Source organism: Actinoplanes xinjiangensis (genome assembly GCF_003148685.1).
Classification (GTDB): Bacteria; Actinomycetota; Actinomycetes; order Mycobacteriales; family Micromonosporaceae; genus Actinoplanes; species Actinoplanes xinjiangensis.
In genome coordinates this window covers 81,489-94,557 of record NZ_QGGR01000027.1, presented here as the reverse complement: position 1 = coordinate 94,557, position 13,069 = coordinate 81,489, and the positions used below count along the sequence as shown (strand labels likewise).

Here is a 13,069-nt window from a genome sequence, read left to right as displayed (position 1 = left end):
GGCTCCCACCGCTGTCTCAGCTCCGCTGAGACAGCGGTGACAACCAGCCAGAAAGATCCTCAGCCGTGACGGGCGTCAGTCGCGATGAGGGCCGGCCCTGACGGGTTTCAGCCGTGACGAGTGCCGGCCGCATCGGGCGTCGGCTGGAGGCCGTCAGTCGGTGATCACCCAGGCGGCGGCGCCGAGGTGGCGGCTCAGCTGTTCGAGCTGGGTCGCGAAGGCGGTGGGAGCGGCGTTCAACGGACCACGGGAGACCATCCGCACCGCCCAGCGGTGACCGGGCGCCACGTTGAAGATCCGGTGGATCACCAGCGAGCCCCGCGGGTCCGGCTCCACCGAGGTGACGCCGCGATACCACCACTCACCCTCCTCGGACACCGATCGGGCGGCCCGGTCGACGGTCACCGTGATCCGGCTGCCCTCCCGGATCACCACGAACTCGTCACCGTCGTCGTGTTCGACCGTGCCGGTGGCCGCCAGCGGGGACCGGCCACCGGGACCGACGTCGAGCAGAACGGCGGCGACCGCGTCGGGGGAGGCCTCCACCACTCCGCGCAGCTCCAGCAACTCCGTCATGAATCCTTCCTACCCGGCGGTGTCCAGTGGCCGCGCGGGGCCACCGTAGGCTCTGGCCATGGCGGAAACACTTCTCGGCCCGGCGGAGATCCGGGAACTGGCCGCACGCCTCGGCGTCGCGCCGACCAAGAAGCTCGGCCAGAACTTCCTGCACGACCCCAACACGATCCGCCGGATCGTCGCCGCGGCCGGGCTGCGCCCCGACGACGTGGCCCTGGAGGTCGGCCCCGGGCTCGGCTCGCTGACGCTGGGCCTGGCCGCAGCCGTGCGGCACGTCCACGCCGTGGAGATCGACCGGACCCTGGCGAAGGCACTGCCGGAGACGGTGACCGCCCCGCACCTGACCGTGCACCTGTCCGACGCCCTCCGGATCCGCGGCGGCGCCTTCGACCCGGCGCCGACCATGCTGGTGGCGAACCTGCCCTACAACGTCGCCGTGCCCGTGGTCCTGCACCTGCTGGCCGAGTTGCCGACCCTGCGCGGCGGCCTGGTGATGGTGCAGAAGGAGGTCGCCGACCGGCTCGTCGCCGGCCCCGGCTCGAAGGTGTACGGCGTGCCCTCGGTCAAACTGGCCTGGTATGCGGAGGCGAGGTCCGCCGGAAAGGTGCCGCCCGCGGTGTTCTGGCCGGTGCCCAACGTGGACTCCGGGCTGGTCGCCTTCAGTGAACGGGAGCCGCCCGCGGGAGCCGACCGGACCGACGTGTTCGCGGTGGTCGACGCGGCGTTCGCGCAACGGCGCAAGACGTTACGGGCGGCGCTGGCCGGCTGGGCCGGCGGACCGGACCGGGCCGAGGCGGTGCTGCGGGCGGCCGGTGTGAGCCCCCAGGCCAGGGGCGAGGCACTGACCGTGGGCGAGTTCGCCGCGATCGCGGCGGCGGCGAGACTGTCGGTGCCCGGCGGTAAGCTCAGCCGGTCCGACGCACAGCCCGAGGAGGCGGACTCATGACAGCCGAGCCAATCGGTCCCGCCCGATGGGCCCATGATCTCGTCGACGGCCGTCCTGAGCCGGCCGGTGACTCGGATACGGAGCTGGTGTTGAGCGAACCATTCGAGATCAGGCTCCCGATCCGGGACACCACTCCGTGACGGAGGCGTGGGGACCGGACGATGACGAGCCTCGTCCGCACCGCGGTCCGGTCAAGGTGCGCGTGCCGGCGAAGATCAACCTGCACCTCGGCGTCGGCCCGCTGCGCCCGGACGGCTACCACGAGCTGAACACGGTGTATCACGCGATCAGCCTCTTCGACGAGCTCACCGCCCGCCGCGGAGACACCCTCACCCTGACCATGGAGGGCGAGGGCACCGGCGAGCTGGAGCTCGACGAGAGCAACCTGATCATCAAAGCCGCCCGGGCACTGGCCGCCCGCGGGCGCGTCCCGGCGTATGCGCGGTTGCACCTGCGCAAGAGCATCCCGCTGGCCGGTGGCCTGGCCGGCGGCAGCGCCGACGCGGCCGCCACCCTGATCGCCTGCGACCTGCTCTGGGGGCTCGGCATGTCCCGCGACGAGCTGGCCGAGGTGGGCGCACAGCTCGGCTCCGACGTCCCGTTCCTGCTGCACGGCGGCACCGCCCTGGGCACCGGCCACGGCGAGGCGGTCAGCCCGATCCTGGCCCGCCCGACCACCTGGCACTGGGTGGTGGCGATCGCCGACGGTGGCCTGTCCACCCCCGCCGTCTACCGCGAGCTGGACCGGTTGCGGGCCACCGTCCGGCCGGCGCCCCCGGTGCCGCTGGGCGGCCCCGACCAGCTGATGGCGGCGATGCGCCAGCGCGACCCCGAGGTGCTGGGCGCCACTCTGGGCAACGACCTGCAGGCGGCCGCGCTGTCGCTGCGTCCCGAGCTGGCCGACGTGCTCAAGGCGGGTCACGAGGCGGGCGCGATCACCGGGCTCGTCTCCGGGTCCGGCCCCACCTGTGTCTTCCTGGCCGCCGACGCCGCACACGCGCAGGAGGTGGCGGCGGAGCTGACCGCGGCGAAGGTGTGCCGGGCCGCGGTCACCGCCCGCGGACCACAGCCGGGCGCGCGGGTAATCTAGACGCATCGTGGCCAACATCATCAACCTGGACCGGGTCAGCAAGGGTTATGGAGCTGCCGGTCAGCTGCTCACCGACGTGTCTCTCGGGCTGGACGACGACGCCCGCATCGGCATCGTGGGTCTCAACGGCGCAGGTAAATCGACCCTTCTCCGCATGCTCGCCAAGATCGAGGAGCCGGACTCCGGCCGTGTCACCCATCGCCGTGACCTACGGGTCGCGTCGCTGCCCCAGACCCTGACCCTGGCCGGTGAGGCCACCGTGCGTGACGTGGTGCTCGGCACCGCCTGGCTGCCGCAGAGCATGGGCGCCGAACACGAGTGGGCCGGTGACGCCGGCGTCCGCACCATCCTGGACGGCCTCGGCATGGGCTACCTCGGCCTGGACACGCCGGTCGGGCCGATGTCCGGCGGCGAACGCCGCCGGGTCGCCCTGGCCGCGCTACTGGTCCGCCAGAGCGACCTGCTGATCCTCGACGAGCCCACCAACCACCTGGACGTGGCCGGCGTCGACTGGCTGGCCAAACACCTGCTGACCCGCCGCGGCGCCCTGCTCGTCGTCACCCACGACCGGTGGTTCCTCGACGCGGTCTGCACCATGACCTGGGAGGTCGTGGACGAACAGGTGCACACCTACGAGGGTGGTTACGCCGCCTGGATCCTGGCACGCGCCGAACGCCAGCGCATCGCCGCGTCCGTCGAGGCCCGCCGGCAGAACCTGTTGCGCAAAGAGATCGCCTGGCTCCGCCGCGGCCCACCCGCCCGCACCTCGAAACCGAAATTCCGCATCGACGCGGCGAACGAACTGATCGCCGACGTCCCACCGGTCCGTGACCAGGTCAGCCTGCAACGCCTGGCCACCACCCGGCTCGGCAAGCAGGTCTACGACCTGGAGTCGATCGAGCTCAAAGCGGGCCCCAAACCGATCTTCCAAGACCTGACCTGGCAGGTCGGCCCCGGTGACCGGATCGCCATCCTCGGCGCCAACGGAGCCGGCAAGACCACCCTGCTGCGGCTGCTCGCCGGCGTCACCCGACCGGACGGCGGCCGCCTGGTCACCGGCTCCACGGTCCGGGCCGCCTTCCTCTCCCAGGAGCTGAAGGAACTGCCCGGCCACCTGCGCCTGCTCGAAGCAGTCGAGGAAGTGGCGAAACGCGTCAAACTCGGCGACCGGGAGCTGTCGGCCGGCCAACTCGCCGAAGTGTTCGGCTTCACCGACAAACGGATCTGGACCCCGGTCAGTGACCTGTCCGGCGGCGAGCGCCGACGCCTCCAGATGCTGCGCCTGCTCGCGACCGAGCCCAACGTGCTGCTGCTCGACGAACCCACCAACGACCTGGACACCGACACCCTCGCCTCCCTCGAGGACCTGCTGGACTCGTGGCCCGGCACGATGGTGGTCGCCAGTCACGACCGCTACCTGGTCGAACGAGTCACCGACAACGTCTTCGGCATGTTCGGCGACGGGCAACTGGTCCACCTGCCAGGCGGGATCGACGAATACCTCGCCCGAGTGGCCACGCCCGGCACTCCCGGCGTACCCGGGAAAAGCCCCGCCGCAGCCCAGCAGGCCGCAAGCGGACTCTCCGCCGGTGAGCTCCGCCTGGCGAAGAAAGACCTCGCCCGGCTGGAACGCCAGATGGAGAAGCTGTCCGACAAAGAGGCCAGGATCAACGAAAGTCTGGCCGTGCACGGCAGCAACTACGACAAGCTGGTCGAGCTCGAAAGCCAACTGAAAGCCGTCCAGCAGGAGAAGGCCGAAACCGAGGAAGCGTGGCTCGAGTTGGCCGAGCAGGTGTCCGAAAGCTGATCCGGGGGGTGTGCCTGCGCCGCTTGTCGGGGATACGCGAGAATCTGCTCGAAGACACCCGACCTTGGAGACGGAACCATGGCGCACACCCCGGTCAATCACCCGCTTCGGCCGATCTACCGGATCGTCGGCTTCGTCACCGGCGCCTACCTGGTGGCATTCGGCATCATCGGGTTCATCTCGACCTCCGGTGAAGCCTTCACCGGCCCCGGCGCCCGCGCGCTCGGCCAGGGCACCAACATCCTGTGGTCGATCATCTCGCTGGCGATCGGCGCACTCGTGCTCCTCGCCACCGCCGTCGGGCGCAACCTCGACGCCGCCGCCGACCAGTACCTGGGCTGGGGCCTCCTGGTCCTCGGCAGCTACTCCCTGTGCGTGCTGCGCACCGACGACGTCAACTTCTTCGGCTTCACGATGTCCACGGTGATCGTCACCTACCTCGTCGGCCTGCTGCTGATCACCGTCAGCCTGTACAGCAAGACCGCCCCCCAGTCGCAGGCCGGCGCGCCCCGCCAGGTCCGCGAGGGCCGCACCGCCTGATCCGGCGAAACTCCGGCCGCGCCGGGTCCGCGCTCAGCGGACCCGGCGCGTCTGCAATCCCGGCTTCGGCTCCAGGTGCGACAACCCGTTCCAGGCCAGATTGACCAGATGCGCGGCAACCATCTCCTTTCGAGGTTTACGCGCCTCCCGCCACCACTGCCCGACGAGAGCGACCATCCCGACCAGAGCCTGCGAATACAGCTCGGCGAACCTCGGGTCCAACCCCCGGCTCTTGAACTCGGCGCCCAGAATGTGCTCCACCTGATGAGCCACGTCGTTCATCACACTGGAGAAGTTCCCCGACGCCGACAGCACCGAGGAATTGCGGATCAGCACCTGGAACCCGTGCGGCTCCTCGTCGATGTAATCGAACAGCGCCAGCGCCGCCTGCTCCAACAACTCCCGCGGGTGACCCGCGGTCAGCGCGGTCGTGATCCGGTCCAGCAGGGCGCGGACCTCGCGGTCGACGACCACCGCATAGAGCCCCTCCTTGCCGCCGAAATGCTCATAGACGACCGGCTTCGACACCTTCGCCCGGGCCGCCACCTCCTCCACGGTGGTGGCATCGAAGCCTCGCTCGGCGAACAGCTGCCGGCCGACGACGATCAGCTGCTCCCGGCGCTGAGCGGCCGGCATCCGAACCCGCGGTCGTTGCTTGCTGCTGCTGCTGTCGCCCTGCTCCATCACCCGGCCATCCTGCCAGGAATGGCACAACCGGGCCCTTACAAGCCTTCCCGAACACTTTGTACGCTGCCCGTGACTACTGGTTGCGAGCCACCCTTACGCGAGGATGACATGCGTGCCGAGGCTCGGCGGCTGCGCCGTATGAACGTGGGGGAGGATTACCATGGCTGCCTGACTGTCGCCGCTCCGAAAAGCCGGGACCTCTCCTGGCGTTCGGAGGGTGTTGTCAAAGCGGTCGTCCGTGAGGCATCGGCCGCTTATCGGGATCCTCTGACGGGCGGCTAGTCTGTCCTCAGAACCATTCGGCCGTGGTGTAATTGGCAACACTCTAGGTTTTGGTCCTAGCTTTCCGGGTTCGAGTCCTGGCGGCCGAGCAACTTCTGTGATATGCGAACCGGACGGCTGAGGGCGGCGCGCGTCGCCCTCACTTGAGGCCGCCGCCAATCAATGGAGTTGCCGCGTGAGCCAGGCCCCCAGCCGTACCGTTGTCGTTCTCGCCGCCGGTGAGGGTAAGCGGATGAAGTCCGCGACGCCCAAGATGCTCCAGCCTCTGCTCGGGCGCACTCTGCTCGGTCACGTGCTGGCGACCTCGTCGGCGATCAAGACGGACCGGACCGTGGTGGTCGTCGGTCACAAGGCCGACGAGATCACCGCGTTCCTGGCCGATGTGGCGCCGGAGGCGACGCCGGTGCTCCAGGCCGAGCAGAACGGCACGGGTCATGCCGTCCGTATCGCGCTGGAGTCGACGCCCGACCTGGCCGGCACCGTGGTGGTGCTCAGCGGTGATGTCCCGCTGCTGCGCCCGGAGACGTTGGAGGCGCTGCTGGCCACCCACGAGCGGGTCGGTGCGGCGGCGACGGTGCTGAGCGCCGAGGTGGAGGTGCCGGGCGGGCTGGGCCGGATCGTGCGGGGTGCCGACGGCAATCTGGAGCGGATCGTCGAGGCCAAGGACGCCTCCGAGGAGCAGCGCCGGATTCGTGAGATCAACTCGGGGATCTACGTGTTCGACGCGGTGCTGCTGCGGGAGGCGCTGGGCAAGTTGTCCACCGACAACGCGCAGGGCGAGGAGTACCTGACGGATGTCTTCGGGATCCTGGCGGCTCAGGGTCATCCGGTGGCGATCGAGGTGGCCGAGTTCGCGTCGGAGACGCTGGGGTGCAACGACCGGGCCGAGTTGGCGAGGCTGCGGGTGCTGATGCGCGATCGGGTGAACGAGGCGTGGATGCGGTCGGGGGTGTTGTTGCTGGATCCGGCGACGACCTGGATCGATGTGACGGCCACGCTGGAGCCGGACGCGGTCGTCGATCAGAACTCGCAGATTCTGGGGTCGAGTTCGGTGGCGACGGGTGCGGTGGTCGGGCCGGACACGACGTTGATCGACACTACGGTGGCGGCGGGTGCGACGGTGCTGCGGACCCATTCGATCGGCGCGTCGGTGGGGCCGGCGGCGACGGTGGGGCCTTACTCGTTCTTGCGCCCGGGTACCCGGTTGGCCGCCAGGTCGAAGATCGGTGGCTTCGTCGAGGCCAAGAACGCCGAGCTCGGTGAGGGTGCGAAGGTTCCGCACCTGACGTATGTGGGTGACGCGACGATCGGTGCGAAGGCCAATATCGGGGCGGGCACGATCTTCGCCAACTACGACGGTGTGCGGAAGAGTCACACGACGGTCGGTGAGGCGGCGTTCGTCGGGTCGGATTCGGTGCTGGTGGCGCCGGTGGAGATCGGTCCGGGGGCGTACGTGGCGGCGGGCAGTGCCGTGATCAAGGATGTTCCGGCCGGGAATCTGGGCGTGTCGCGCGCGCAGCAGCGCAACGTCGAGGGTTGGACGGTCCGTAGGCGGGCGGGCACCGCGTCGGCGGCTGCGGCGGAGGCTGCGAATATCACTCCTGACCAGGAGTGATCCAGCGGGGGTGAGCCATCCCACCCGAGGGGCTCGAAACGTGGCGGTTACGTTGCCGCAAGGGATACTTCACTGCGAACCCACCCCCTATCAACGGGAGCAGCGAGTCGATGGGCAGCATCGTCGCCGAGAACCGTAAGAGTCTGATGCTTTTCTCCGGCCGGGGTTTCCCCGAGCTGGCGGAGGAGATCGGCCAGGTGCTCGGCGTGGCGCCGACGCCGTCGGATTCGTATGAGTTCGCCAACGGGGAGATCTTCGTTCGTTTCAAGGATTCGGTGCGTGGCTCGGACGCGTTCGTGGTCCAGTCGGTGACCGAGGGTGTGAACCGGTGGGTCATGGAGACCCTGATCATGATCGACGCGCTGAAGCGGGGTTCGGCCAAGCGGATCACCGTGGTGCTGCCGTTCTATCCGTATTCGCGGCAGGACAAGAAGCACCGGGGTCGCGAGCCGATCTCCGCGCGTCTGGTGGCTGATCTGCTGAAGACGGCCGGGGCCAACCGGATCCTCACCGTGGACCTGCACACGGCGCAGATCCAGGGGTTCTTCGACGGCCCGGTGGATCACCTGTTCGCGATGGACACGCTCGCTGATTATGTGCAGAAGAAGTATGCGGGCCGTCCGATGACGGTGGTGGCGCCGGATTCGGGTCGGGTGCGGGTGGCGGAGCGGTGGACGGACCGGCTGGGTGGTTGCCCGCTGGCGTTCATCCACAAGACCCGTGATCCGCTGAAGCCCAATCAGGTGGTGGCGAACCGGGTGGTCGGTGAGGTCGAGGGCCGGGTGTGCCTGATCGTCGACGACATGATCGACACCGGTGGCACGATCGCGAAGGCGGCGGACATCCTGTTCCAGGAGGGTGCGGCGGATGTGATCGTGGCGTCCACCCATGCGCTGCTGTCCGATCCGGCGACCGAGCGGTTGAAGAACAGCCGGATCAGTGAGTTGGTGGTGACGAACACGTTGCCGCTCTCTCCCGAGAAGCGCCTGGACAAGATCACTGTGTTGTCGATCGCGCCGCTGCTGGCGCGGGCGATTCGTGAGGTGTTCGACGACGGTTCGGTGACCACTCTGTTCGGTGGTCTCAGCTAGGAAGCTTTACTGGGAGACGCCCGCCGTCGCGGCGGGCGTTTTATCTTGTGGTGCAAGTTGCATCACCAGGGTGTTTTTTTCGCAGGCGTTGCCAGCCGGGCGGACCCGCTGACCGATGCACGATCGTGGCAGGTAAGCTAGTGCGGTTGCCACGGCGAGGGTGCTTCGTGGGCTGTTGAGGTTCGCAGCCTGCTCGAGGCGCCGTCATCGACGCGGTGCTCCGGGCCTGTGCCCAGCGCGCCCCCTTGCCCGGCAGCGCAGAGAAACACCGTTACCGTTGGCGGCCCGCACCGCCAGGGGTCACCATCGCAGCACTGCCGGATACCGCAGCCGCAGACTTAGACGCAGCCCGCATCGAAGAGTTTCAGGAGTTTCCCCGTGTCCGAGGTAAAGATCAGCGCCGAGCCCCGCACCGAGTTCGGCAAGGGTGGTGCTCGCCGCACGCGCCGGGCCGGCCTCGTGCCTGCCGTGCTGTACGGCCACGGCGAGGCGCCGCAGCACATCGCCCTTCCGGCCCGTGAGTTCGCGGCCGCCATCCGCCACGGCGGCATCAACCAGATTTTCACCATCGACATCGCCGGCAACCCGGCCGCCACTCTGGCGCTGCCGAAGGCGATCCAGCGTGACCCGATCCGTGACACGTTCGAGCACGTGGACCTGCTGATCGTGAAGCGCGGCGAGAAGATCCAGGTCGACATCCAGGTCACCCTGACCGGTGAGGCCGCCAAGAACACTCTGATCGTGCACGAGTCGAACACGGTCGCCGTGATCGCCGACGCGCTGCAGCTGCCGTCCGAGCTGGAGGTGTCGATCGACGGCCTCGAGGCGGGTTCGCACATCACCGCCGGTGACGTGAAGCTGCCGAAGGGCGTCGAGCTGGCCGTCGAGGCCGATGTGGTGCTCGCGGTGATCAACGCTGCCCAGTCGAACGAGGAGGCCCCGGCTGAGGGCGAGACCTCGGCGGAGGGCGAGAGCGCGGAGTAGGTCCGTCTCGCAGCAGCGGTAAGCCAGATATCAGGGAAAGTGCCGGGCGGCACTTTCCCTGATCTGCATGTGGAGGCAGGGGAAGTGAGCGACGACGCGCCGTGGCTGGTGGTGGGCCTGGGTAACCCCGGCCGGGAGTACGCCGGTAACCGGCACAACGTGGGTTTCATGGTGGCGGATCTGCTGGCTTCGCGGATGGGGGCGAGGTTCGGCCGGGCGAAGCGGGCGCAGACCGAGGTCGCTGAGGGCCGGCTGGGATTCGGTGGGCCGAAGGTGATTCTGCTGAAGCCGCTGACGTACATGAACCTGTCGGGTGGCCCGGTGGTGTCGCTGGCGCAGTTCTTCAAAGTTCCGGTGGCGAATGTGATCGCGGTGCATGATGAGCTGGATGTTCCGTTCGGGCAGGTAAGGGCGAAACGGGGCGGCGGCGAGGGCGGTCACAACGGGCTGCGCTCGATGTCGAAGTCACTCGCGAGCAAGGAGTACGCGCGGGTGCGCGTCGGCGTCGGCAGGCCTCCGGGCCGTCAGGAACCGGCCGACTATGTGCTGTCCGACTTCTCCGCGGCGGAGCGCAAGGAGCTGGATTTCCTGGTGGACCGGGCGGCCGACGTGGTCGAGGCGATCGTCGTCGAGGGCGTCGAGTGGGCGCAGAACAAATACCACGGGATTTGATCTCCATCTGACGACGCCGTGACGCACGCGCGGCCCGTCCGTTGGTCACTCGGACGCACGGTTGCGGTGCGTGGCCGACGTGACGGGAGGGGTTCGAGGATGTCGCAGGACGTGTCCGAGGACCGGGCGGGCGCGTTGACCGAACCCACGGTGGCTCTGCCGGAGGCCGGCGGGGGTGTGGGAAGAGCCGGGAACCACGGGCCGCAGCGGCCCGCGGAACGCCGGAGCGGGCGCAACACCCGGATTCCCGGTCCGGCGGCGAGGGCGGAGAACGCCGCGCCGCAGGCGGTACGGGCTGAGCCCGATCCGGCCCGTAATCAGGCGTCCGATCGCCATGTGTCGTCCACCCCGAACCGGTCGATGGCGGCGCGCCCGGCGACCCGGCCGTTCATCCGGACCCGGGGCCGGCATGCCGCCATGTCACGCCGGCAGGACTGGGAGCGCCGCTATGTGCGGGCGCTCGTCCTGGCCGATCTGACGGCCGGTGTGGCGGCGGGGGCGGGTACGTTCATCGTCCGGTTCGGCGATGCGGTGACCGCCTGGAACCGGATGTATCTGATCTGGTCGGCGCTGATGCCGGTGGTGCTGCTGCTGGTTCTGGTGGCGGCGCGGGCGTACGAGCGGCGGTATCTGTTCGTCGGTTCCGACGAGTACCAGCGGGTGTTGCGTGGCGGGGCGGGGTTGATCGGCGGGGCGGCCGTGGTGTCGTACGCGTTGAATCTGGATCTTGCCCGGTCCTATGTCCTGGTGGCGTTTCCGCTGGCGATAGCCACGATCGTGGTCCTGCGGTTTCTGCTGCGTAAGCGGCTGCACCTGTCCCGGGCCCGGGGTGAGAACCTGCGGCGGGTGATCGTGGTCGGTCACGAGTTGTCGGTCATCGGTATCACCCGGCAGTTGCGGCGCGAGCGTTATCACGGGCTGGAGGTGGTCGGTGCGTGCCTGCCGCCGGGTGCCGACGGGATCGGGGTGCCGGACCTGCCGGTGTACGGCTCGTTCGACGACGTGGCCACCGCCGTGGAGCGCGCCGACGCCGACACGGTGGTGGTGCTGAGCTGCCCGGAGCTGGACGGTGCGTCGGTGCGGCGGCTGGCTTGGCGGCTGGAGCGCGACGAGGTGGACCTGGTGGTGGCCAGCGCGCTGGTGGACGTGGCCGGCGCGCGGACCACCATCCGGCCTTTCGACGGTCTGCCGATGCTGCATGTCGAGCATCCCCGTCTGCACGGCGGGTCGCGCCTGGTGAAGGAGCTGGTGGATCGGCTGGGTGCGCTGCTGCTTCTGATCCTTCTCGGCCCGGTGCTTCTGACCGTGGCGCTCTGTGTGGGCCTCACGTCACGGGGCCCGGTACTCTTTCGCCAAGTGCGTGTGGGACGCGATGGCCGTTTGTTCCGGATCTTCAAGTTCCGCAGCATGTATGTCGACGCCGAAGCCCGGCTTGCCGAGCTGAGGGACCTCAACGAGCACGACGGTGTGCTCTTCAAAATCCGCGACGACCCGCGTGTCACCCCGGTCGGGCGTTGGCTGCGCAGGTTCTCGCTGGACGAGTTACCGCAGCTGCTGAACGTCCTGTCCGGGCGGATGTCGCTGGTCGGCCCGCGGCCGCCGCTGCCCACCGAGGTGGCCGCCTATGCCGACGACGTGCGGCGCCGGCTGGCCGTCAAGCCGGGGATGACCGGTCTCTGGCAGGTGTCGGGGCGGTCGGACCTCTCCTGGGAGGAGGCGGTCCGGCTCGACCTGCGCTATGTCGAGAACTGGTCGCTGAGCCTGGATCTGGTGATCCTGCTCAGGACGGTGACCGCCGTGGCGCGGTCGTCGGGAGCGTACTGACAGGCGCGTACTGGAGTGAGGGAGCGAGAGATGAGCGAGCAGACGAAGGCGTCGGCACGCATAGCGGTTCCACGGGACGCCGGTGAGGGCGGGACCCCACCGGTCAACGACTCCGCGTTCGCTCGCTGGCTCGCGGACCGGGCCGGGCAGGTTCTTCTGCAGGTCCGGGCCGAGGTCGGGCACGAGGACGGTAAGGCTCTCAAGGCGGCCGGTGACCAGGCCGCGCACGACCTGCTCCGGGCCGAGCTGTCGCGCTGGCGGCCGGCTGACGCGGTGCTCTCCGAGGAGGACGAGCATTCCCGGGTCGCCTGGACCGAGGGCAACCGCCCGGACCGGCTGGACGCCAACCGGGTCTGGATCGTGGACCCGTTGGACGGCACCCGTGAGTTCTCCGAGGAGGGCCGCGACGACTGGGCGGTGCACGTGGCGCTGTGGACGGCCGATTCGTCGGCGCCGGCCCGGTTGACCGCGGGTGCGGTGGCCATGCCGGCCCGGCACAACACGCACGCCACCGACCATCCGCCGGCGTATCCGCCGATGCCGCTGGAGTCGGCGACCGGTGGTGCCATCCGGATCGCGGCGAGCCGGACCCGTCCGCCGGCGTTCGTCACCGCGCTGGCCGAGGACCTGGGTGCCGAACTGGTGCCGATGGGATCGGCCGGGGTGAAGATCGCCGCGGTGATCAACGGCGAGGCGGACGCCTATGTGCACGCCGGGGGCCAGTTCGAGTGGGACTCGGCTGCCCCGGTCGCTGTGGCGCTGGCCACAGGTCTGCACGCGTCCCGGGTCGACGGCAGCCCACTGGTCTATAACCAGGCCGATCCGAAGTTGCCTGACCTGGTCGTCTGTCGTAAAGATCTCGCTCCTCGGTTGCTTGCTGCGTTGCAGAGGCATCTTCCGTAACAATGACGTCTGCCCTGCCCGGCCGACACCGGAGAAAGGTCTGGGGACAGAA

The 13,069-nt window shown here is 69.1% G+C and carries 12 protein-coding genes and 1 tRNA gene; 11 read left to right on the top strand and 2 right to left on the bottom strand.

Features of this window, described 5'->3' with window-relative positions; genetic code table 11:
* Positions 1-153: 153 nt before the first annotated feature.
* Positions 154-576, bottom strand: coding sequence for a hypothetical protein (locus tag BC793_RS38990; protein ID WP_109601637.1), 423 nt, complete (start codon positions 574-576; stop codon positions 154-156).
* A 58-nt stretch (positions 577-634) separates the two neighbouring features.
* On the opposite strand from BC793_RS38990, the gene rsmA reads away from it, so the two are divergent.
* The 4 genes from rsmA (at position 635) to BC793_RS38970 (ending at position 4,959) form a co-directional block, all read left to right on the top strand.
* On the top strand, positions 635-1,522 hold the full coding sequence (gene rsmA, locus BC793_RS38985) for a 16S rRNA (adenine(1518)-N(6)/adenine(1519)-N(6))-dimethyltransferase RsmA (RefSeq protein ID WP_109601636.1): 888 nt from the start codon (positions 635-637) through the stop codon (positions 1,520-1,522).
* A gap of 136 nt (positions 1,523-1,658) precedes the next feature.
* On the top strand, positions 1,659-2,612 hold the full coding sequence (locus tag BC793_RS38980; protein WP_109601635.1) for a 4-(cytidine 5'-diphospho)-2-C-methyl-D-erythritol kinase: 954 nt from the start codon (positions 1,659-1,661) through the stop codon (positions 2,610-2,612).
* A gap of 7 nt (positions 2,613-2,619) precedes the next feature.
* Entirely contained in the window at positions 2,620-4,419 is a 1,800-nt protein-coding gene (locus BC793_RS38975) for an ABC-F family ATP-binding cassette domain-containing protein (RefSeq protein ID WP_109601634.1), read from the top strand.
* Positions 4,420-4,497: 78 nt separating this feature from the next.
* Positions 4,498-4,959 (top strand): DUF4383 domain-containing protein, encoded by a 462-nt coding sequence (locus BC793_RS38970; RefSeq protein ID WP_109601633.1) that lies wholly within the window; start codon positions 4,498-4,500, stop codon positions 4,957-4,959.
* Between the two features lie 33 nt (positions 4,960-4,992).
* Here the strand turns inward: BC793_RS38970 and BC793_RS38965 are convergent, their stop codons facing one another.
* Positions 4,993-5,643: a TetR/AcrR family transcriptional regulator gene (locus BC793_RS38965; protein ID WP_109601632.1), complete on the bottom strand. Its 651-nt coding sequence runs from the start codon at positions 5,641-5,643 to the stop codon at positions 4,993-4,995.
* A gap of 302 nt (positions 5,644-5,945) precedes the next feature.
* Between BC793_RS38965 and BC793_RS38960 the strand changes: the two genes are divergently transcribed.
* The 7 genes from BC793_RS38960 to BC793_RS38930 all read left to right on the top strand — a co-directional run bounded on the left by BC793_RS38960 (position 5,946) and on the right by BC793_RS38930 (position 13,017).
* Positions 5,946-6,017, top strand: a tRNA-Gln gene (locus BC793_RS38960).
* Positions 6,018-6,103: 86 nt separating this feature from the next.
* The gene (glmU, locus tag BC793_RS38955; RefSeq protein WP_109601631.1) at positions 6,104-7,543 is read left to right on the top strand and encodes a bifunctional UDP-N-acetylglucosamine diphosphorylase/glucosamine-1-phosphate N-acetyltransferase GlmU; all 1,440 of its coding nucleotides are present in this window, start codon (positions 6,104-6,106) and stop codon (positions 7,541-7,543) included.
* A 110-nt stretch (positions 7,544-7,653) separates the two neighbouring features.
* Complete coding sequence (locus tag BC793_RS38950) at positions 7,654-8,634, top strand: ribose-phosphate diphosphokinase (protein ID WP_093619313.1); 981 nt, start codon at positions 7,654-7,656, stop codon at positions 8,632-8,634.
* A gap of 378 nt (positions 8,635-9,012) precedes the next feature.
* Complete coding sequence (locus BC793_RS38945) at positions 9,013-9,618, top strand: 50S ribosomal protein L25/general stress protein Ctc (RefSeq protein WP_109601630.1); 606 nt, start codon at positions 9,013-9,015, stop codon at positions 9,616-9,618.
* A gap of 84 nt (positions 9,619-9,702) precedes the next feature.
* The gene (gene pth, locus BC793_RS38940; RefSeq protein WP_109601629.1) at positions 9,703-10,290 is read left to right on the top strand and encodes an aminoacyl-tRNA hydrolase; all 588 of its coding nucleotides are present in this window, start codon (positions 9,703-9,705) and stop codon (positions 10,288-10,290) included.
* A 99-nt stretch (positions 10,291-10,389) separates the two neighbouring features.
* Positions 10,390-12,114, top strand: coding sequence for a sugar transferase (locus BC793_RS38935; protein WP_109601628.1), 1,725 nt, complete (start codon positions 10,390-10,392; stop codon positions 12,112-12,114).
* Positions 12,115-12,144: 30 nt separating this feature from the next.
* A complete protein-coding gene (locus BC793_RS38930) occupies positions 12,145-13,017 on the top strand; it encodes a 3'(2'),5'-bisphosphate nucleotidase CysQ (RefSeq protein WP_109601627.1) in 873 nt (290 codons plus the stop codon).
* Positions 13,018-13,069: the final 52 nt, after the last annotated feature.